Origin of the sequence: Clostridium sp. CM74B_53 (assembly GCF_036318045.1) — a bacterium.
GTDB lineage: Bacteria > Bacillota > Clostridia > Lachnospirales > Lachnospiraceae > Pilosibacter.
This window is the reverse complement of sequence record NZ_JAWQDE010000025.1, coordinates 1-22152: the sequence shown is the minus strand read 5'-3', so window position 1 is coordinate 22152 and position 22152 is coordinate 1. Positions and strand designations below refer to the sequence as shown.

At 47.7% G+C, this 22152-nt stretch carries 18 protein-coding genes; 12 read left to right on the top strand and 6 right to left on the bottom strand.

The features are described 5' to 3' along the window. Positions 1-324 precede the first annotated feature (324 nt). From V2546_RS14930 to V2546_RS14920, 3 genes are all read left to right on the top strand, one after another. Positions 325-1149, top strand: coding sequence for an EFR1 family ferrodoxin (locus V2546_RS14930; protein WP_118320803.1), 825 nt, complete (start codon positions 325-327; stop codon positions 1147-1149). Between the two features lie 90 nt (positions 1150-1239). Next, complete coding sequence (locus V2546_RS14925; protein ID WP_118531890.1) at positions 1240-1569, top strand: nucleotidyltransferase family protein; 330 nt, start codon at positions 1240-1242, stop codon at positions 1567-1569. Beyond that, positions 1554-1949 (top strand): HEPN domain-containing protein, encoded by a 396-nt coding sequence (locus V2546_RS14920; protein WP_243121946.1) that lies wholly within the window; start codon positions 1554-1556, stop codon positions 1947-1949. The genes V2546_RS14925 and V2546_RS14920 overlap by 16 nt, the downstream gene beginning before the upstream one ends. 407 nt (positions 1950-2356) lie before the next feature. Here V2546_RS14920 and V2546_RS14915 read toward each other — a convergent pair whose 3' ends face one another. The 3 genes from V2546_RS14915 to V2546_RS14905 form a co-directional block, all read right to left on the bottom strand. Continuing rightward, positions 2357-2884 carry a hypothetical protein gene (locus tag V2546_RS14915; protein WP_118531885.1) on the bottom strand — a complete coding sequence of 176 codons (528 nt, stop codon included), beginning with the start codon at positions 2882-2884 and terminating at the stop codon, positions 2357-2359. 132 nt (positions 2885-3016) lie between these two features. After that, entirely contained in the window at positions 3017-3766 is a 750-nt protein-coding gene (locus V2546_RS14910) for an ATP-binding protein (protein ID WP_118531883.1), read from the bottom strand. Between the two features lie 219 nt (positions 3767-3985). Beyond that, positions 3986-4261, bottom strand: a complete 276-nt coding sequence (locus V2546_RS14905) for a hypothetical protein (RefSeq protein ID WP_329752741.1) — start codon at positions 4259-4261, stop codon at positions 3986-3988. A gap of 112 nt (positions 4262-4373) precedes the next feature. Between V2546_RS14905 and V2546_RS14900 the strand changes: the two genes are divergently transcribed. The 9 genes from V2546_RS14900 (at position 4374) to rlmD (ending at position 17856) form a co-directional block, all read left to right on the top strand. Beyond that, entirely contained in the window at positions 4374-5027 is a 654-nt protein-coding gene (locus V2546_RS14900; protein WP_118531881.1) for a Crp/Fnr family transcriptional regulator, read from the top strand. 162 nt (positions 5028-5189) lie between these two features. After that, positions 5190-5906 carry a peptidoglycan recognition protein family protein gene (locus V2546_RS14895; protein WP_405579813.1) on the top strand — a complete coding sequence of 239 codons (717 nt, stop codon included), beginning with the start codon at positions 5190-5192 and terminating at the stop codon, positions 5904-5906. A gap of 205 nt (positions 5907-6111) precedes the next feature. Beyond that, complete coding sequence (locus V2546_RS14890; protein WP_118531936.1) at positions 6112-7779, top strand: Na/Pi cotransporter family protein; 1668 nt, start codon at positions 6112-6114, stop codon at positions 7777-7779. A 283-nt stretch (positions 7780-8062) separates the two neighbouring features. After that, entirely contained in the window at positions 8063-8785 is a 723-nt protein-coding gene (locus V2546_RS14885; protein ID WP_329752739.1) for a FadR/GntR family transcriptional regulator, read from the top strand. 544 nt (positions 8786-9329) lie between these two features. Further along, complete coding sequence (locus tag V2546_RS14880) at positions 9330-10685, top strand: GntP family permease (protein ID WP_118297819.1); 1356 nt, start codon at positions 9330-9332, stop codon at positions 10683-10685. Between the two features lie 77 nt (positions 10686-10762). Further along, positions 10763-12502: a dihydroxy-acid dehydratase gene (gene ilvD / locus V2546_RS14875; protein WP_486463601.1), complete on the top strand. Its 1740-nt coding sequence runs from the start codon at positions 10763-10765 to the stop codon at positions 12500-12502. Positions 12503-12851: 349 nt separating this feature from the next. Further along, positions 12852-15212, top strand: coding sequence for a UvrD-helicase domain-containing protein (locus tag V2546_RS14870; protein WP_329752737.1), 2361 nt, complete (start codon positions 12852-12854; stop codon positions 15210-15212). Between the two features lie 489 nt (positions 15213-15701). Next, positions 15702-16019 carry a hypothetical protein gene (locus V2546_RS14865; protein ID WP_015554931.1) on the top strand — a complete coding sequence of 106 codons (318 nt, stop codon included), beginning with the start codon at positions 15702-15704 and terminating at the stop codon, positions 16017-16019. A gap of 166 nt (positions 16020-16185) precedes the next feature. After that, positions 16186-17856, top strand: coding sequence for a 23S rRNA (uracil(1939)-C(5))-methyltransferase RlmD (rlmD, locus tag V2546_RS14860; protein ID WP_329752736.1), 1671 nt, complete (start codon positions 16186-16188; stop codon positions 17854-17856). Between the two features lie 142 nt (positions 17857-17998). Here the strand turns inward: rlmD and V2546_RS14855 are convergent, their stop codons facing one another. The 3 genes from V2546_RS14855 to V2546_RS14845 all read right to left on the bottom strand — a co-directional run bounded on the left by V2546_RS14855 (position 17999) and on the right by V2546_RS14845 (position 21957). Then, entirely contained in the window at positions 17999-20710 is a 2712-nt protein-coding gene (locus V2546_RS14855) for a restriction endonuclease (protein ID WP_329752735.1), read from the bottom strand. Positions 20711-20736: 26 nt separating this feature from the next. Then, on the bottom strand, positions 20737-20922 hold the full coding sequence (locus V2546_RS14850; RefSeq protein WP_329752734.1) for a hypothetical protein: 186 nt from the start codon (positions 20920-20922) through the stop codon (positions 20737-20739). Between the two features lie 618 nt (positions 20923-21540). After that, positions 21541-21957 (bottom strand): hypothetical protein, encoded by a 417-nt coding sequence (locus tag V2546_RS14845; protein ID WP_329752733.1) that lies wholly within the window; start codon positions 21955-21957, stop codon positions 21541-21543. Positions 21958-22152 lie beyond the last annotated feature (195 nt).

Here is a 22152-nt window from a genome sequence, read left to right as displayed (position 1 = left end):
TATCAATGCCGCGAAAAATATACTGACAGAAGGATTAAGACAAATAGCATAAAGAAATATATAGGGCAGGGACTGCCCAAATTAACGCCTGTGGAGATAGTAGGTTACGAGGTCGATGAAGCAGGAAGCCTATTGGCTTAAGACAATGGGTAGTTCACACATATGGACAGCCAGAAGAACGTGGCTTCATTGGGATTGACAAATCATGCCATATGGATTAAGATACAAAAAGAAGTTAATAAGCTTAACAAAAATAGCAAACATATAAATTCCGGTCGGAGATACATTTGACCATACAACTTATGGATTGGAGGAACAGGGAATATGAAGATCACAAAAGTATGGGCGGTTTATTTCAGCCCGACAGGAAACGCGAAAAAGGTCGTCACAACGATGGCGAAGCGGGCGGCAGAGTGCCTGGGTGTGCCGATGGGAACGGTTGACTTTACACTTCCGGAAAACAGGGAAGGTGTTGTAAGTTTTGATAAGGAAGACCTTGCATTCTTCAGCACTCCAGTCTATGCGGGCCGTATCCCGAACAAGATGCTCCCGTATGTGCAGACTGCGTTTGAGGGAAACGGGGCGCTTGCGGTAGCGGTTTCTGTGTTCGGAAACAGAAATTTTGACAATGGTCTGATCGAGCTCCGGAATGAGCTTGAGGCACACGGCTTCCATACAGTTGCGGGAGCAGGAATTCCGACGGAACATGTTTTCAGCAGCAAGCTTGCAACGGGACGTCCGGATGCGGATGATCTTGTGAAGATCGCAGAGTTTGGTGAGAAGGTGGCAGAAAAGGTTTCTGGATTGACTGAGATCCCGGAAAAGATCGCGGTCCGCGGAGATGATCCGGTCGGGGCATATTATACACCGCTTGGAACTGATGGAAAACCGGCGGTATTCTTAAAGGCAAAACCGAAGACGGACCCGGAGAAGTGCACGAAATGCGGAATCTGCGCGACTGTCTGTCCGATGGGATCGATCCCGAAGGACGCGCCGGATACCTGTACCGGAATCTGCATCAAGTGCCAGGCCTGCATCAAGGCATGTCCGACCGGAGCAAAATATTTTGATGATGCAGCATTCTTATCCCATGTGGAGATGTTGAAACAGAATTATACGAGACGCGCGGAGGCGGAGTGGTTTATCTGAGAAAAAAGGTGAAAATACATTCAAATTTTTATGAAGAGTATTTGCACTGCATATCAATATCGGATATACTATAAAAAAGGAGATGATTCGATGTTGACGGATAGGATGAAAGATGAACTGATTCAGGGATTACGTGATATTTTTGCGAATAACATTGAAGCAATTATCCTATATGGATCTGTTGCAAGGAATGAAAGCACGCCGGAAAGTGATATTGATATAGCGGTTATCGTGAAAAAAGGTATGGATATTGAAACGAAAGATCGGTTTATTTGCTGGGCTGCAGATATGGATCTGCGTTATGACCGCGTTTTTTCTATTGTTGATATTGAAAAAGAAAATCTGCAGAAATGGGGGAAAATCCTTCCGTTCTATCAAAATGTCCAGAAGGAGGGAATTGTTCTTTGGAAGGCAGCCTGAAGGAATTAGCCGGATACCGGATGGATCGTGCAAAGGAAATGCTGGTTGCAGCAAGAGAAAATCTTGAGATTGGACAGTACAAAACATCGTTGAACCGATCCTATTATGCGATTTTCCATGCGATGCGTGCGATGAATATTTTAAAAGGTTTTGATTCATCAAAGCATTCGGGAGTTATTGCTTTTTTTAATAAGGAGTATCTCAAAGAAAATATTCTCGATAGGAATTTATCTATCGTAATAAAGAACAGTGCATTTTTAAGAGAAAAATCGGACTATGATGACTTTTATATTGCAAGTAAACAAGAAGCGGAGAAGCAATTGGAAGAAGCAGAACGATTTCTTGATGCAGTGGAAATAGCAATGAATAAAATGAAATAATTTCTGTATCATCTGCAGGGAGTGGACAAGTCACTCCCTGCTTTTTTCGTTTAACAGGAAATTTCGATGGAACTTCCTGTTAAACAAAAAGAAAACCTCTGCATATGAGAATGTTTCCCATCTATGCGGAATGATTGACAGAAAAACTGGAACTCGCGAAGCGTGTTTTCACTTGTTGAGAGCGTGTCGAAAATCAAGATGAAGTCCGCCAGCCGGAGCGTGTTCCCGGGATTATCAGTGTGAGACCGGACACCTCCGATACAGCTGTTATGCCGCACTCCTTCCCGGAACTGGCAGCTTCATAAAAAGATTATAGGACGCATAGAGCAAAAATGCAAGATTATCGATGCATTGGACAGGAAATACTAAAAAATAAGATTCTCCAGCGTTACTGCGGCAAAATCCCGCTACAGTGCGCGGGAATGGAGTGACCGTGTACTGTAACTCTCCAGTTTTTCAAAGTACGGCGCAAACAGTTCCTTTTCGTACGCGTATCCTGCCATGAACACGCAGTCCATAAAGAGTCTTGTGATTTCCGGATCTTCCTGATCGGCAAGGATCCGTGTCCATTCCGTCCTGGCCTGTTCGCTGAGCTTTTTGAGGAGCCTGTTCCGCTCCTCAAAGAGACCGTCGTCGGTCCTGTTTAAGTCCTCCGGCAGGAAGTCCGCAGTCCGTCCGCAGGGAGACGGGCAGGCGGCACAGTCGGGGGCGATGATGGCTTTCTGCTCGTGTATCTGCGAGATGAGATCGTTCGCAGCGGAAGCGGAGAGTGTGTTTCCTGGCATTGCAGCGGCCAGGGAGGCGAAGAGGACCGGGGCAGTTCCTGCCGGGATCTCCTTTGCTTCTGTGGCGCGGGCAAGACCGATGAGGGCGCAGATGACTGCATCCTGTTCCGGGGTACGGCCGGACGGAGTCTGTGAAGTTGATATTGACATAAGATGTTTCCTTTATAATGATTGTAATGTTACTGTACACGAGTAGGAATTTTCTGGACTGAAAATTCTGTACGATACAGTTGCGGCAGCCGATTTTGCTGATTCAGGATGTGAAACATCGGCAAAATCCAGTTACTTCAGGATCCGTCCATCCGTCCCGATCGTGTAGACCTGCCACGGAATGAACTTTCCGCTCGCCATCAGGGCATTCTTTACAGCAGCTTCGATCCCGCCGCAGCACGGAACTTCCATGCGGACAACGGTCACACTCTGGATCTCGTTGTTTTTGATGATCTCGGTGAGCTTTTCTGAGTAGTCTACGGAATCAAGTTTCGGACATCCGATGAGTGTTACATGACCGTCGATGAAATCGTTGTGGAAATTTCCGTATGCGTAAGCAGTGCAGTCTGCGGCAACGAGGAGCTTCGCACCGTCAAAATACGGGGCGCGGACCGGGGCAAGCTTAATCTGGACCGGCCACTGGGAGAGTCTGCTCTCCATGGAGACCGGTGTGGAGTGCCCCGGGATCGCTGCACTGTGGGATGCCGCAGCGTGGGAGATCGTGCGGCTCATGGAACCCGGACATCCGGTAAATTCCGGCTTTGGGGCCGGGGCATCAGAAGGCGCCAGGGAAGCAGCCTTTCTCGCGGCCATATGTGCTAAGACAGCCTCATGGTCGTAAGCGGCAGCCTCACGTTCCTCAAAGCTGATCGCATCCGCCGGACAGGCCGGAAGACAGTTTCCAAGTCCATCGCAGTAATCGTCGCGGATCAGCTTTGCTTTTCCGTCGATCATTGCGATCGCACCTTCCTGACAGGCAGCCGCACATGCGCCGCAGCCGTTGCATTTCTTTTCATCAATTTTTACGATGGTTCTTTTCATAATGGTTTCCCCTTTCAGATTTTCGTATCATGCCGGAATGCGGATAAACATTCAGCCGCATTTCCGGTTATTATTCGTGGTATCGATTTGTGGTAACTTTGTGTCATGGATTGACTTTCGTGGGGTAAGTATACTACAATAACATAAAAATGTATGTTGTATTTCCAACGAAAACGTTTGAAGTGCGGAGATTTATGACGGAAAAATTTTGTTGCAAGTTCACTTGCATAAGAAATTTTTCCGCCATAAATCTCCATAGGGCGGACGCCCGAAGCTTCTTGTTTTCATGAAATGAAAACAAGAAGACCGCACTTCCAAAAGAGATAGCTGTTGCAAGTTCACTTGCATAAGAAATTTTTCCGCCATAAATCTCCATAGGGCGGATGCCCGAAGCTTCTTGTTTTCATGAAATGAAAACAAGAAGACCGCACTTCCAAAAGAGATAGCTGTTGCAAGTTCACTTGCATAAGAAATTTTTCCGCCATAAATCTCCATAGGGCGGACGCCCGAAGCTTCTTGTTTTCATGAAATGAAAACAAGAAGACCGCACGTGGCAAGAGAACCACACCTGGCCAAAAGCTTGCCTTCACAAAAAAAGGAGCTTCCCATGTTCACAAACGAAACAATCCCGGATTCCCCGCTCTTTGCAGGAATCCAGCCCGAAGAAAAGGAGAGCATCTTAAAGTGTCTCTCCGCAGTAGAAAAAAAATATGAAAAAGGCGACGCTGTCTTTCTCGCAGGGACCGAGATCCATTCGATGGGCTTTGTACTCTCGGGCAGTGTCGAGATCTCCAGAGATGATTTCTGGGGAAACCGTCAGGTCCTTGGACATGCGGGGAGCGGGGAACTCTTCGGTGAGGCCTATGCCTGCATGCCGGGGGAAGCTCTGATGGTGAACGTGGAGGCGGCGGAGAAAAGCCGGATCCTGTTCCTGAATGTCAGGAAGATCTTGAATGTCTGCACACCGGCCTGTTCCCACCACAATCGCCTGATCCACAATCTTTTATATATTATGGCGAAGAAAAATCTCATGCTGACGAGAAAGATCGATCACATGGGACAGCGGTCCATCCGGGAAAAGGTGATGGCGTATCTCTCCTTCGAATCGGAGAGACAGAAAAAGCAGACGTTTACGATCCCCTACAACCGTCAGCAGCTCGCCGATTACCTTGCGGTGGACCGAAGTGCCTTGTCTGCGGAACTTTCCAGGATGAAAAAGGACGGGCTGATCCGGTTTGAGAAGAACTGTTTTCAGTTATAGTATGATATCAGGGTCAAAAGGTCAGAAATCCGATGCAGACCGATCGGCAGGAGAAAAAGTCTGCCCGGCATTAGAAGAATAGACGAAAGGAAAAACTGTCCGGCCGGACAATGCCAGATCATGCGGGCATGAGAGTACCGACCGGTGACAGCCGCAAAAAACATGATGACAAACAGAGATGAGATCGAGGAGCGCAGACTCCGGCGGGAACAGAACCGGAGAAGACGAAGAAAACAGGAGCGGATCCGCCGTATGATCTTAGGGGGTCTGGCGGCCGTGGTTGTGATCGCCGTGATCACGACAGCGGTGCTCGTGACGAAGAAACTTACCGGGAGAAAACAGGTGAACCCGGCAGATGTAAAGGTGCCGGAGTATGTAAAAGTGGATCTTCTGACTCCGAATAAGTATTCCAGACCGCAGACTCCTCTGGAGAAAGTAAACGGGATCGTGGTCCATTACGTTGCGAATCCCTGCAGCACCGCGCTGGAGAACCGGAACTATTTTGAAGGTCTGAAAGATCAGACGGGTTCGAAGACGACATCAGCCAGCAGCCATTTTGTGATCGGACTTGAGGGAGAAGTGGTACAGTGTATTCCGCTCGATGAGGTCGCCTACGCCTCCAACAACAGGAACAGCGACACGATCTCCATCGAGTGCTGTCATCCGGACGAGACCGGAAAATTTTATGACAGTACATATCAGACGCTGGTGAATCTGTGCGCGTACCTCTGTGTTGAGTTTGATCTGAAGCCGGACGATATCATCCGTCATTATGATGTGACGGGCAAGATCTGTCCGAAGTATTTTGTGGACCATCCGGAAGAATGGGAAACATTTCACAAAGATGTAAAAAATGCGATCAGAATCCTGAAAAAATAATGGGACAATCACTAAAAATCCGAAATTCATTTTGAATTCTTTACCTAAAATTTACAAATATTATATTTAGAATTGAAAAAATACTGTGCTCTATGATATGATGGAGCACAGGGAGAAAATCCGTCGGAAGAAGTCGAAAACGGCGGCATTTTGCCCGCTGCTCGCGAAACTCCGGGCGGCGACAAAAGAGAATGGAGAAGACATTATGAATATCGGATATCTGGAAAGTATCTTCAGTTTCCTGGGCGGTCTCGGTATGTTCCTGTACGGCATGAGCATTATGGGCGACGGCATGCAGAAATCGGCCGGAAGTAAGCTGAACAAGTTCCTGAGAATGGTGACGGACAACCGGCTCCTTGCGGTCGGACTTGGCGCCCTGATCACCGCGATCCTGCACAGCAGCGGAGCGACAACTGTCATGGTCGTCGGCTTTGTAAACGCCGGGATCCTGAATCTGACCCAGGCGGTCGGCGTCATCATGGGCGCGAACATCGGTACGACGATCACCGCATGGATGGTTTCCTTAAACTCTCTCGGTGATGCGATGAAAGTGCTGCAGCCGTCCTTCTTTGCACCGCTTGTTGTTGCAATCGGTTCTTTCTGTCTGATGTTTTCAAAGAAGAAGAAAGAAAGTCTGGTTGGTGAGGTCTGTATCGGTGTCGGACTCCTGTTTGTGGGACTGACGTTTATGTCAAGTTCCGTTGCTCCGTACACGGATGCTCCGATCTTTGCGAAGGCATTTGCGGTTCTCGGAAGAAATCCGATCCTGGGAATCATGGTCGGAGCGCTTGTAACTGCGATCATCCAGAGCTCCACCGCCTCTGTCGGAATTCTTCAGACGCTGGCGGCAAGCGGAGTCGTGACAACGAACGCTGCGATCTATATCACACTCGGACAGAATATCGGTTCCTGTCTGACTGCGATCTTATCGAGTGCAGGCGCAAGCCGGAATGCGAAGCGCGCTTCGGTGATCCACCTGACGTTCAACAGTTTCGGTGCGATCGTCTTCGGGATCGGAATGTATGTGATCTCCATGATGCGCCCGGATATTGCTCAGGGAAGTATCAATGCGTTGCAGATCTCGATCTTCCACACGTTTTTCAACCTGACGAACACCCTGCTGCTATTCCCGTTTGCAAAACAGCTCGTTGCGTTCTCCGGTCTGATCGTGCGTGAGACAGAGGAGGACGAGAAGAAAGAGGAGAAAAAGGAAGACGAGCTTCCGGTTCTCGACGAACGTATCTTCAAGTCTCCGACATTTGCACTGGAAGTCGGCGTGATGGAAGTTGTTCATATGGGTAAGATGGCGCTTGCAAATTTAAAACTTGCAACGAGTGTTCTTGTCGAGGGAAAGTATGAACATCTGGATGAGGTCTTTAAGAATGAGACAGAGATCGATATTTTAAATAAGAAGCTGACCGAATATCTCATCAAGGTCAACAATCTCTCTTTAAACGAGAAGCAGAAGGTGCAGGTCAGCAATCTGTTTTACAGCATCAGCGACTTAGAGCGCGTTGGCGACCATGCGGAAAACCTCGCAGAGGCAGCTCAGTATCTGAAGGAACATCAGCTTGCTTTTTCTGAGACGGGTATCGAGGACCTTAAAGAAATCTCCGTAGCGGCCATCGGTGCGGTGGATCATGCAGTCGCAGCCAGAAATGATGGCAATATGGAAGATATCCGACAGGTCAGCAAGCTCGAGGACCGCGTGGATACTCTGGAAGAAGAGATGCGCGACAAGCATATCGAACGTCTCTCAAAGAACGAGTGCAACCCGTCCGCAGGCGTTGTATTCCTGGATATCTTAAGCAACCTGGAACGTATCTCTGACCATGCTTACAATGTGGCCGGATATGTGAAAGATGAGCTGTAAGAGTGGAATAACTTTGATAAGATCAGGATCCTGTATACAGATCCCGGTGAACGTACCGGTTGTATACGGGATCTTTTTTATTTAACAGAACTTCTTGTTAAATAAAAAGGCACTACGTGCCTAAGATGCGCACTCGCGCGAAGATGAAGATTGTCGCAAGCGACCGCGCGAGACGCCGAATGTGCCGAAGCACATTCTTTTTATGATTTTTACCTTGCCAGTTTTTCTTAACTCCCGTATAATAAAGACATCAGACAACTTGAAATAAATGTGGGGAAAATATATGGAAACAAAGAAAAAAGAAGACCGGAAACTCCTGGGAAGCCAGATCGAAGACCGGATCCTGGAGTATATAGAAAAGAAACCGCTGGCGGTGGGGGACCGTCTGCCAAACGAGTTTGAACTTGCGGAAATGTTCGAGGTGGGGCGAAGTACGATCCGTGAGGCGGTGAAGGGTCTGGTGACAAAAGGGGTCCTTCAGGTGAGAAGAGGCGCCGGAACTTATGTGCAAAGCCTGACACCGGTCGAGGATGATCCGCTGGGACTTACCGCAAAACTTCACGATAAATTTAAGCTGGCGCTTGATCTCTTCGATGTCCGCCTGATCCTGGAGCCGGAGATCGCGGCGAAGGCGGCTGTCTATGCGACGGATGAGGATATCGAGACTCTAAAAAGGCTGTGTAAGGAGACGGAGGAACTCTATCTCGCGGACAAGGACCATATGCCGAAGGACATCGAGTTCCATACCTGGATCGCCCGCTGCAGCAAAAACCAGGTCATGGAATCCCTGATCCCGATCATCAATTCGGGGATCAATACGTTCGTGAACCTGACAAGACGTGCGCTGCGGACGGAGACGATCGTGACTCACCGCGCGATCACGGAGGCGATCGCTTCCCACGATTCCACGGGGGCGCGATGCGCGATGGTGATGCACCTGACGTATAACCGGCAGGAGCTTTTAAGACGGCGGACGGCCTACGAGCAGATGGGAGACGAGGTGTGACTTTTCACGGGTAGGAATTTTCAGAACTGAAAATTCCGTATGATACTGTTGTGGTCGCGGATTTTGCCGATTCGGAATGCGAAGCATCGGCAAAATCCCGTTACAGTGCGCGGGCATGGAGTGCCCGTGTACTGTAACGATGAGGCGGCAAAATCGGGACAGAATGCAGCAGATTGTTTAGGAAAATAAAAAATTAGGGAAATGACCGGATCATGGCGATAATGGAATAAACAGCAGGATTGCAGGGGAAAATAATGCACAATTTTCCCCTGCTTTTTTTGTGCGAAAAAGAGAAAAACCAAAATACATCAGACATGTGTTGCAAAAAGTACAGAAAAATGTTAGATTATGCACATAGACATAAGACATCAGACGAATATAAAAAATAAGCGCCGGAATCCCCGGAGATGTCTGATGAAAATGCCGGAAAGCCCCAGTACTCATCTGGTTTTCACGGTATGCATCACAAGCGCGGTCCCGTCCTGGGGTATCATGCGGATGCCGCGCGTCAAAAAACACAAATATATTGGGAGGTAAATCCACTATGTCTGAAGGAGTTGTACTCAACCCGACCCGCCTTGTCCTGGCAGCCCTGATCGGTCTGGTGATCCTGCTTGTCCTGATCATCAAGTTTAATGTTCAGGCGATGATCGCGATCCTGATCGGTGCGATCTGTATCGGACTTCTCGCGGGAATGCCGACACAGGACATTATTTCGGCAGTAAATGATGGAATTGGAAACACGTTAAAAGGAATTGCCCTGCTTGTAGGTCTGGGATCCATGTTCGGTGCGATCTTAGAGGTATCGGGCGGCGCGCAGACCATCGCTGTCACGATGGTAAAGAAGTTCGGTGATGAGAAGGCCGCCTGGGCGCTCGGTATCACAGGTCTCGTGATCGCGATGCCGGTATTCTTCGATGCAGGACTGATCATTCTGATCCCGCTTGCGTTCTCACTCGCGAAGAAGACAAAGCGTTCCTCCCTTCATTATGTTATTCCGCTTCTCGCAGGACTTGCGGTCGGACATGCGTTCATTCCGCCGACACCGGGTCCGGTCCTTGTAGCGACAATGCTGAATGTAGACCTCGGCTGGGTCATCTTAGTCGGAATCTTCTGCGGAATCTTCGCAATGATCGTTGCCGGTCCGGTATGGGGATCCATCTGCGGAAAGAAATATTTTGTTCCGGTTCCGGAGAGCGTAGCGAACCAGGAAGAGATCGACGAATCCAAACTTCCGAGCTTCGGACTGATCGTCGGAATTATCCTGATCCCGTTAGTGCTGATCATCCTGGACTCCATCTGCGGTGTTGTACCGGCTCTTGCAGGTGTTGCTCCGATCTTCGAGTTCCTCGGTGAGCCGTTTGTAGCGCTTCTGATCGCGACACTTGCCGCAATGTTCGGTCTTGGATTAAGACATGGATACACGATGAAAGAGCTTGAGAAGGTCATGACAAAGTCCCTGGAGCCGACCGGTCTGATCCTTCTTGTGACAGCGTGCGGCGGCGTGCTCAGATATGTACTTCAGTATTCCGGACTCGGAGATGTGATCGGAAACGCAGTTGCGTCCATGAATCTCCCAATCGTTGTACTGGCATTCATCATTGCGGTCCTTGTCCGCATCAGCGTTGGTTCTGCAACCGTTGCGATGACCATGGCGGCCGGTATCGTTGCAGCACTTCCGGGAATCAGCGAGCTTTCCCCGTTATACCTCGCATGTACCGTAGCAGCGGTAGCAGGCGGTGCGACTGTCTGCTCCCACTTTAATGACTCCGGTTTCTGGCTGGTAAGATCCCTTGTCGGAATCGATGAGAAGACGACTTTAAAGACATGGACCATCATGGAGACATTAGTCGGCGGAACAGGATTTATCGTAGCGCTGATCATCTCATTCTTCGCGTAAGATTTTACGTTGACAGCCCGGATGAGATACACAATAATACCCACCACACAAAGAAAGAAGGAACTATTATGAAATGTCTGAAAAGCCAGGAAATGAGAAAACTTGCACCGGAGCTTGATCCGTTAAGGATCGGTACCGGCTGGAAACCGGAAGAGCTTGCAATGCCGCAGGTCATCATCGAGAGCACCGCGGGCGACAGCCATCCGGGAAGTGGACATCTCCATATTTTAGTAGATGAAGTAAAGAAAGGGATCGCAGAGGCAGGCGGCCGCGGCGCAAAGTATTTCTGCACCGATATCTGTGACGGCGAGAGCCAGGGAACCGATGGAATCAACTACAGCCTTGCAAGCCGTGAGATGATCGCGAACATGATCGAGATCCACGCGAACGCGACTCCCTTCGATGCAGGCGTATATCTCGCAAGCTGTGATAAGGGAATGCCGGCAAACCTCATGGGCTTATTCCGCGTGAATATTCCGGCGGTTGTTGTTCCGGGCGGAACCATGAATGCAGGTCCGGAGATGTTAACTCTGGAACAGCTTGGTATGTACAGCGCCCAGTATGAGCGCGGTGAGATCGATGAGAAACGCTTAAACTGGGCAAAGCATAACGCATGTCCGAGCTGCGGCGCTTGTTCCTTTATCGGAACTGCATCCACCATGCAGATCATGGCCGAGGCTCTTGGCCTTGCCCTTCCGGGAAGTGCATTGATGCCTGCGACAAGCCCGGATCTCTTAAACTACGCGAGAGAGGCCGGAAAACAGGCGGTTAAGCTTGCGAAGATGGACAACATGCGTCCGAGTGATATCGTGACGATGGACAGCTTTGAAAACGCGATCCTTGTACATGCGGCCATCTCCGGAAGTACAAACTGCTTACTCCACCTTCCGGCGATCGCTCATGAGCTTGGAATCGAGATCACAGGTGACACCTTCGACAGACTCCACCGCGGCGCGAAGTATCTTCTTGATATCCGCCCGGCAGGAAAGTGGCCGGCAGAGTGCTTCTACTATGCAGGCGGCGTTCCGGCGATCATGGAGGAGATCAAAGACCACCTTCACCTTGATGTCATGACCGTGACCGGAAAGACTCTCGGTGAGAACTTAAAGGAATTAAAAGAGAACGGATTCTATGAGCGTTGCGAGAAATGGCTTCAGAAGTTCAACGAGCGCTACGGAATCTCCATCACAAGACAGGACATCATCCGTCCGGCTGACAAGGCCATCGGAACCGACGGCAGCATCGCAGTTCTGCGCGGAAACCTTGCTCCGGAAGGTGCGGTTATCAAGCACACCGCATGCCCGAAGGAGATGTTCAAGGCAGTTCTCAAGGCGAGACCGTTTGATAGCGAGGAAGAGTGTCTGGATGCTGTCCTGAAACATAAAGTTCAGAAAGGTGACGCAGTCTTCATCCGTTACGAGGGACCGAAGGGAAGCGGTATGCCGGAGATGTTCTACACCTCCGAGGCCATCAGCAGCGACAAGGAGCTTGGCCGTTCCATCGCCCTGATCACAGACGGAAGATTCTCCGGTGCATCCACAGGTCCGGTTATCGGACACTGCAGCCCGGAGGCGGCAGACGGCGGCCCGATCGCGCTCGTTGAGGAAGGCGATCTCATCGAGATCGATGTGATGGAGAGAAAGTTAAACATCATCGGTATCAAGGGCGAGCGAAAGACTCCGGAGGAGATCGACGCAGTCCTTGCTGAGAGAAAGAAAAACTGGAAGCCGAGAGAGCTCCGCTACAAGAGCGGTGTGCTCCGCATGTTCAGCGAGCATGCGGCAAGCCCGATGAAAGGTGCTTATCTGGAATTCTAAAAAATATAAAATAAGGCTGGCGGCAAATGCTGGCTGCCGGCCTGCAAAAGAAACGTCCCGGATCGTGAGATGACAGTTCTCTCTGAGCCGGGGCGTTTTTATATCATTACCATTTCGCATTCCAAATCGGCAAAATCTACTGCTGCCACTGTACTGTTACGGAATTATCAGTTCAGAAAATTCCTATCCGCATAGAGGAACAGCCACATACTTTTCATATAATAAAGATTGCACGAACGAGTGTTCCTGTGGTAGAATGGTAGTATCTGTTGCCGGAATACCGGTGGTTTCAGTATGTGGGAGATACGAGCAGAGCTGTCGGTATCCGGAAACGTGAAAGGGGAACAGAATGAACAATTACGATACATTAAATCCGATGCAGCGGGAAGCAGTCTTCACCACGGAAGGTCCGCTCTTAGTGCTGGCGGGTGCAGGATCCGGAAAGACACGGGCGCTGACACACCGGGTTGCTTATTTAATAGAGGAAAAGGGTGTGAAACCCTGGAATATCCTGGCGATCACTTTTACAAACAAGGCGGCGGGAGAGATGCGGGATCGTGTCAACAGTCTCGTGGAGTACGGCGCGGACAGTGTCTGGGTCAGCACCTTCCACTCCCTCTGCGTGCGGATCTTAAGGAGATTTATTGAGAACATCGGCTACACGACGGATTTTTCCATCTATGATTCCGATGATACAAAAACCCTGATGAAACAGATCTTCAAGGATCTTGAGGTGAATACGAAGGTATTAAAAGAACGGGGCGTCCTCGGCGTGATCTCCTCCGCAAAGAACGAGATGATCAGTCCGGAAGAATTTATGCTCAGCGCGAAAGCTGAGGGGGATTCGAGACTGAAACGGATCGCGGAGCTCTATATGGAGTATCAGAAACGCTTAAAAAAGAACAATGCCCTGGATTTTGATGACCTTCTCGTAAAGACCGTGGAGTTGTTCCAGTCAAAGCAGGAGGTCTTAGAGTATTATCAGGACCGTTTCCGCTATATTATGGTGGATGAGTATCAGGATACAAATACGGTGCAGTTTAGGCTTGTGAGCCTCTTAGCGGCAAAATACCGGAATATCTGCGTGGTGGGCGACGATGACCAGTCGATCTACCGGTTCCGCGGTGCGAATATCAAAAATATCTTAAGCTTTGAGGAGACGTTCCCGGGGGCGAAGGTGATCAAGCTGGAGCAGAACTACCGTTCTACGAAGATGATCCTGGATTCGGCGAATGAAGTGATCAGGAACAATACCGGAAGAAAGGATAAGACGCTCTGGACCGAGAATGAGGTGGGCGAGCGGCCGGTGTTCCGGGAGTTCAGCTCTTCCTTTGAGGAAGCGGAGTGGATCGTGCGGGATATCGTAAAAAAGGGCGGTCCATGGAAGGATTACGCGATCCTTTACCGGACGAATGCCCAGTCCCGTATATTCGAGGAGAAATGTGTTGCGTACAATCTCCCGTATCGTCTCGTGGGCGGTGTAAACTTCTACCAGAGAAAAGAGATCAAGGATGTTCTCTGCTATTTAAAGACGATCGCCAATGGGCGGGATGACCTGGCTGTGCAGAGGATCATCAATGTTCCGAAGCGCGGAATCGGAGCTATGAGTGTCGCCCGGGTGAACATGTTCGCGATGGAAAACGATATGAGTTTCTATGAGGCGCTGGAACGTGTGCAGGCTGTTCCGGGAATTGGAAAAGCGGCGTTAAAGATCGGAGTATTTACAGACCAGATCAGCGAGTTCCGGAAGATGTTAAAGGAAGAGACTCCGATCAAGGATGTGATCGAGGCGATCCTTGATAAGACAGGATATCGTGACGAGCTGAAGGAAGAGGGCGAGGTGGAAGCCGAGTCCAGAATGGAAAATATTGAGGAATTGATCAACAAGGCAGTCACCTACTGGGAGAGCGCCGAGGAACCGAGTCTTTCTGCATTTTTAGAGGAGGTTGCTCTGGTTGCGGACATTGACAGTATGGACGAATCCGAGGACCGGATCATCCTCATGACGCTTCATTCCGCAAAGGGTCTGGAGTTCCCGTATGTGTATCTTGCAGGAATGGAAGATGGTCTTTTCCCGAGTATGATGTCTCTGATGGAAGGACCGGAGGCATTGGAGGAGGAGCGCCGTCTCTGCTATGTGGGGATCACGAGGGCGGAAAAGCGCCTGACTCTGACTGCGGCGAAGAGCCGTATGATAAAAGGTCAGGTACAGCCTGAAAGAACGAGCCGGTTTATTGACGAGATCCCGGATGTGTGTCTGGAACGTCCGGATCAGGATGACTCAAAGACCGGATGGAAGAAAATGGCGGACGCGTACAGGAACCTTCCGGAGGAAGCAGGACTTCCGTGGGTGAAGGCTTCCGGCGCGGACGGAAAAGCGGCTGACGGTCACACCGGAAGATTCCAGAACCGTCCGGCGGGTGTGAGTCTTTTTGGACAGAAATCCGATGCCTATAAGAATCCATATGCCTCCGGGACTTCTGCGGCGCCGAAGAACACGCCGACCTTCGGAAAGGCGTTCACCGTAGAAAAACCGAAGTCTTTGGATTACTCCGAAGGTGACCGCGTCCATCACATGCGTTTTGGTGACGGAACCGTGAAATCCATCGCGGACGGCGGAAAAGATTTTGAGGTCACAGTCGATTTTGATAATGCGGCGATCGGGACAAGGAAGATGTTTGCTTCCTTTGCGAAGTTGAAGAAACTGTAAAGTAAAGGAAAGTCAAAACGTGATTGAAAAAGTTTGGTATTGATTTTTCCTAAATAATCGCATATAATTAAAAACAGCTAAGGAAAGTGCTTATATGTCTATGAGTACGCGAAAACCCCCGGAGGTGCCACTCCGGGGGTTTTCTTGCTCTTTGCGGTGAGCCAAACCGTTTAGGCTGTTACTGTCGGTTGTCCCTATCCAGCCATTTGCAAACATAGTAGCCAACTATGCTTGCCGCGACAGAGACAAGGAAAGTGTTTATGTAATCTATAAATACCGCCTCCTTTCTGCTGGAGGTGCGACAGCAGTTTTATTTTATCATGTTTATTTGTAGAACTCCATATACTGCGGTATAAAAAAATGGTGTCTAAAACTATGAAAATTTAGGGATAGTAAAAACCATAAAATCATGATATACTATTACAAAGTATCTGTCCGTGCGGATCATTCTTGTCCGGGGCGGCTGTGAAACAGAAAGGATGTGTGAGGATGAACAAATTCGATACGATGAGTAAAGACGCACTCAGCAAAATGGAAGAGCTTATAAACGCGTCCAAGCTGAATGAACTGCTTCATAAAAAAGAAGAAGAGGATAAGAAAAAGAATTGTATCCTCTGGGTGCTTGCTATCATCGGCGCTGTTGCTGCTGTAGCCGGAATCGCATACGCAGTATATCGCTTCTTTACACCGGATTATCTGGAAGATTTTGAAGACGATTTCGACGATGATTTCGACGATGACTTTTTCGAGGAAGAGGAGGAAACTCCGAAAAAAGCTGTCGAGAAGGATGACGAGAAAGAAGCTTAAGCCGAAATGCTTACAAACACAATGAGAACGAGGCTGTGGCAGGGATCGCTTGCACAGCCTTTTTCTGTGCATAAAAACATATCAGGGAACGAGGCATCGTTTACGCGCTGTGCGATCAGAAACGGAAAAATCCGATTCCCGGCAGAAAAAGGAGTACAAAAATTATATGAAAAAAGGTGAGATCTACACCGGTACAGTGGAAAAGATGGATTTTCCAAATAAAGGAATCCTCCATATCGGAGAGGAAAAGGTAGTTGTAAAGAACGCGCTCCCGGGGCAGACCGTCGAGATCGCGATCTCCAAGCAGCGCAAAGGAAGATGCGAGGGAAGACTCCTTAAGGTCGTGACTCCCGCAGCATACGAAAACACAGAGGGTGCATGTCCTCATCGTGCGGACTGCGGCGGATGTACGTACCAGACGGTTCCTTATGAGGAACAGTTAAAGATCAAGGAGCAGCAGGTCCGGGCTCTTTTAGATCCGGTTCTTCCGGCCGGCTACAATTTTGAGGGGATCAAAGGTAGTCCGTTGACAAAGGCGTACCGCAACAAAATGGAATTTTCCTTCGGAGATGAGTTTAAGGACGGTCCCATGACTCTGGGAATGCATAAACGCGGCAGCTTTTATGATATCGTGACCGTGGACCGGTGTGTGCTGGTGCATCCGGATTGCTGTAAGATCTTAAGAGCGACGTTGGATTATTTTACGGAGCACGGAGCAGTCTTCTATAAAAAAATGGCGCATGTCGGTTATCTGAGACATCTTCTTGTCCGCCGCGGTGTGAAGACCGGGGAGATCCTTGTGGATCTTGTGACCTCCACCCAGACGGAGGGAACCTGGAAGAGTGAACAGAATGAGGAAGCGCTGCTTGAGGGCTGGAAAGAAAAACTTCTGGGACTGGATCTGGAAGGCTCTTTTGCCGGAATCCTCCACACAGAAAACGACAGCCTTGCGGATGTGGTACAGAATGACCGCACGGTGATCCTTTATGGACAGGACTTCTTTATGGAAGAGCTTCTCGGATTAAAATTTAAGATCACTCCATTCTCCTTTTTCCAGACCAACTCTCTCGGTGCGGAGGTGCTCTATGAGACGGCCCGCGAATACATCGGTGAGACAGACGGAAGAAAGGTCTTCGATCTTTACAGCGGAACCGGTACCATTGCCCAGATCCTGGCTCCGGCGGCAGAACATGTGACCGGCGTGGAGATCATTGAGGAAGCTGTTGAGGCGGCGAAGGTGAACGCGGCGCAGAATGGACTGACAAACTGCGACTTCATCGCAGGGGATGTTTTAAAAGTATTAGATACCTTAGAGGAACGCCCGGATCTCATCGTTTTGGACCCGCCGAGAGACGGAATCCATCCGAAGGCGCTTCCAAAGATCATCGACCATTATGGATGCGAAAAAATGATCTATATTTCCTGCAAACCAACGAGCCTTGCGAGAGATCTCGTCGTACTGCAGGCGAAAGGTTATGAGGCCACAAGAGTATGTTGCGTCGACATGTTCCCGGGGACGACGCAGGTGGAGACGGTGTGTCTTTTGTCCAAACTTCACACAAAGCAACATATCGAGATTGATCTAAGCATGGATGAACTGGATTTAACGGCTGCGGAGAGCAAGGCTACCTATGACGAGATCAAAGCCTACGTGCTGGAGAAGTACGGTTTGAAGGTGTCCAGCCTGTATATCTCCCAAGTCAAGCGGAAGTGCGGGCTGGATGTGGGACAGAATTATAACTTGCCAAAGAAGGAAGATGCAAAAGTGCCACAGTGCCCGCCGGAAAAGGAAGCAGCAATCATAGAAGCGCTAAAACATTTCCAGATGATTTCGTAAAAGCTGTGGTTTCAAATTAGGGTTTGATTGCACAAAATAGCCAGGTCCGTTCTCTACTTATAAAAGTAGTACGGGCCTGGCTATTTTATAATATTACACATTCACTATACTGCATCAATTAATTATTGAAAATTCGTTGTAATTAGTTGTGATCAGTAGCTGCTAAATATTTGACCCATACAATCACCGCATTGCCATACCGTATTCTTGATCCGCTTTTCCATTTTTTAGTAAACTTCTCTTCCAGTTTAATCCCCATTTCGTCACTTTTCATGGATGGATTGTTCTCAAGCAAAGACTTTGCAAACACAATTGTATCCGATTGTTCAATATTAGCAAATGCTTGGGGGAGGCTACAAATAGTATGGACCTCGTCGCCACTTTTTCTTATTGCACGAGCTGCTACTAAAGCTTCTATCGCATTTCTATAGCCATCTGATTTTAGCTCATTGTAATTTGTTCGCCCAGAATCAATCAAAGTGTATGCACAAATCATTTTTTCAGGAGAAGTTTGCCCCCAAAACAGGTTTTGCCCGCCGCTTTGATAACGGCCTCTGCGGTTTCTTGTATCCAAGTTAAATGCAGCAGATTTAGCACTTGGCGCGCTAATTAAATGTGTCTGGCCTTGAACCTCTTCAAACAAACCTAAGCAAACAAACCAATTATACAGTTTGCTACAATATGTTGCCTTTGTTTTGCCATTGATGTTGTTATCGGTATAAATCGTATGAAATATTTTCGCAAAATGTGAATAATTAAAATATTCAAGTCCCAACTTTTTTATTTCCACATATACAGTATGCTTTTTAAAAATAGCTTGGAGAGTGGAAATAAGCGCCTCTTTAGAGTCCGGAATTATATGTATGGTATTTGAATTTCTTTGTGCAACACCAAACATAACTGCGTCAATCATTATATTATCGATTGTAGCCGTACTTACAGATAATTCTTTTCCCAATTCCGAAGATGCCAAATCTCCTTTGTCTATTAGGCACGCAAATGCTCGCATATCTGTTCTAAATTGCTGCTGAGGGATATAATCCAGCATAAGTTCTGGAACAGTCTTATTTAAAACATAATCTCGGAAAATATCCCAGTACAATGTCAACTTTGATGCACGTCGGATTACAATTCTTCCGTTTATCAGAGTTTGCACCATATCGCTACCATATGTTTCTGTAATTGAAAAATAATCTGCCGGCGAAGATTTAGCAATTTCTATTACGCAAGCGTGCTGGTCTGGCGTTAGTTCAGAAATATCTCTTTCAAATAAGTCTACTATATTAAGCCTTTGACCAATAACATAGTCCTGGCTATTTCCGTCGTGTATCAACTTGAAAACATGAATGCACAACTTTTTTAACAACCAAGGGTATCCTTGACATTGTTTGGTCAAGTAATTGTTTAAAATCGGATTAACAGGCTCTTGCAAATGCCTACCAAAAAGCTTAATAGCGCTTTTAATTTCTGTCGCCTTAAATTGCGACAATTCAAATTCTTTACGCCTATCTGCCAAATTCGACCACATATAGTATGCCGGATGATCAGCAGGAATCGTTAAATCTGTTTTCCATGCAAATCCTAAAACTAGTGGACCTTGTAGCGCATCTATCTCATTGCAAAGGACACGCACATTATCAAAGAGTGGATACAACCCCTTTTGAGAGAACAGCTCTTCAAATTGATCAAATACAATTACTATAGTTTTACCTTGTTGTTTTAAATATTCTAATGTCTTTTGAATTGAACTATCATTTAGGTACTGACTTACAGTAGTTGAATTGATGTCCCTCGTTGTAACATCTGTAAATCCTTGTGAATCAGCTTCAGAAAAGCAAGATCTAATTGCCATCTCTGCATATCGCGCTGACATAGCGGTACGAACATCTACCGCATACACAAAAAATTTTTTGGAATACTTTCGGCTTGTTGTCACCTGAGAAGCCAACTTCAATACAACAGAACTTTTTCCCATACCAGATGGTGCCTTTATGGAAAACAACCTCGTTCTTGAATTTCCATTGTTAACACTTTCTAAAAAATCCAGTATATCCGATAAGATCTTCTTCCTACCGACAAAATCCTCTGGTCTAGCTGGGCGATAATCGCTCCAATCATCACCACTTATTACCGGAACAATATTCCTATATTCTTCGGCAAGCAGTTCTGTTTGCTTAGAGTCGATACTTTCGCTCCCTAGCCACTGAAAACTACTAAAACTATTTCTATGGGCCTTCAGATTGTTAAGCTGCTCGGTTGATGTTACTCTTTGGCCATGAACAGCATCAAATGCAAGAACTGTTGAAGAAATTCCCAGAGCAGGATCAACAATCGGAATAATCCAGAACATACCGGAGGATGTGCACATTAACATTGCATCATCTCCAGGTACAAATTCACTTGAAATTAACCCAAGAATCTTGTCCAATGGCTGAATTTGCCTAGATCCAACTAATAAATCTAGAATTCTGTCCTGTGTATAAAAAGACAGTTTTCCTCTTTCGCTATTTGATTCTTGCTCCCATTCAATTCGTGTGCCTTCTGCATCCTTAGACAGGGGCCCTGTCGTAACGAGCCAACAAGCATCAGCTTTGCGCAGCATTATGTTTCCTAACAATTTAGTGATGACATCCGCTGGTAAAGCATTCTCATGAGCCTTACACTCAACAAGAATCACTTGATTTGTGATTTTGTGTTTTGCATATACATCTATTTCTATCCCGGTTACACGCACTGTTTGGGTAACTTCAAACTGCTGAACCGTCAATATTTGCGCCACCAACCGCTCTAAAATACCGCCTTTAACAGTTGTGGATTCATCTTCCTTTGTACAAATTTCGATTCTAGTGTTCATGTGTTCCTCCAAATATATCTGGAAAATTATAATCCATTCACGATCTCCATAAACCGCTCCAGGGAATACGCTCCCGGATAGTCCGGCTGCTTGGTCTCAAACACCATGTAATACTTGTACTGTTTTCCGGCCAGCTTCGCCCACTGGTCGCCGATTTTGGCTTTTTCCTTAGATTCATCGTTGTCCAAGTGGTCGCCCTTGGTCTCTACCATCAAAATCTTCCCACTGTGGAGCATCACGATGATGTGGCCATATGGGCAAATCCGGTCAGAAAATTCGACGATTTTATTATACCAGATACAGGAATTCAGAACAACAGATTTTCGCATCTCAATACGAAAATATCCAACTCAAATTTATCAGACAGCAAGGCTTTCCGTTCACCTTTTCCCAGCCGCTGCTGACCAAAACAGGCCCAGAGATTTACCCGCTATTTGGGCAAATCTCTGGGCCTGTTTTACCTGTTCCGGGCAGGAGCGTATCTATCGTGTGGGAGCAGGATGGATCGCTACTGCATGGACAGGTGGGGTATCCAAAGGGGACGGAGTTCCACTTGGCACACGATTTTGCTTGCAAAGTATAGTGTGTTATACCTTTTGCGACCGCTGATGCTGGAAAGGGGGTTGTCCCACGCCAGACAGACCGTTTTCAGTGGCAGCAGAACAGGCGGATTTTGTGGGCTGTAAGTTACAAAAGACAGGGAATTTGCCATAAGCAAAATCCGGCTGTTCGGGTGTAGTTGGCGCAGGATATCTTGTAGCTGTGCGAAAAGATTTTCTGTGCCAACGGGGGGCGCAAGAGGTATATAAAAACCCGCCGCAGCGACCCGCTTAATTTTCCCCATCCAAGGGGAGCTCAAGAACTTGCTCGGCAAGCTGCTGGAACAGTTCTGAAGTATTCTCGTCCATTGTGATCATCGTTCCTATGTAGGCAGTAATGGCTGTTGACACATCATCGGCTGTCAATTCAGATTGTGGCTTGTCCGGTAATGCGGCACGAATCCTCTTTACTGCTTCTGCTGTAGCAACCGCTCCACTGGGTTGCTCTTCTGCCATGTTCTCTTTTACATCCCGAATGATCTTCATCAATATGTTTTTGATTTTCTCTATGTCTGCTTCATTACTCTGAATTTTGCTGGAGCTCAGAAAACTCAGGTCTTTTATCATTTCCGTTCGCTTTGAAGGATCGGCGCTAATCAGCTCTGCAAGCGGATCAGTGGCAAGGTCAATAATCTGGTTTCTTGCCATGATGCCATTTGCAACGGTATTGCTGAAATAGTTTTTCATCGCTGACTTGAAAAAGTAAATTCCAGTGTAAAAGTAAATTCCACCGCTCTTTTAAAAGTTGCTTATAATCTAGTGATTTTTAAGAAGAAAAGCGGAATCTATGCTATAATACAAGTAATCTATGGCGAAATTTTCTGTTTTTCTGTATGGCAAACA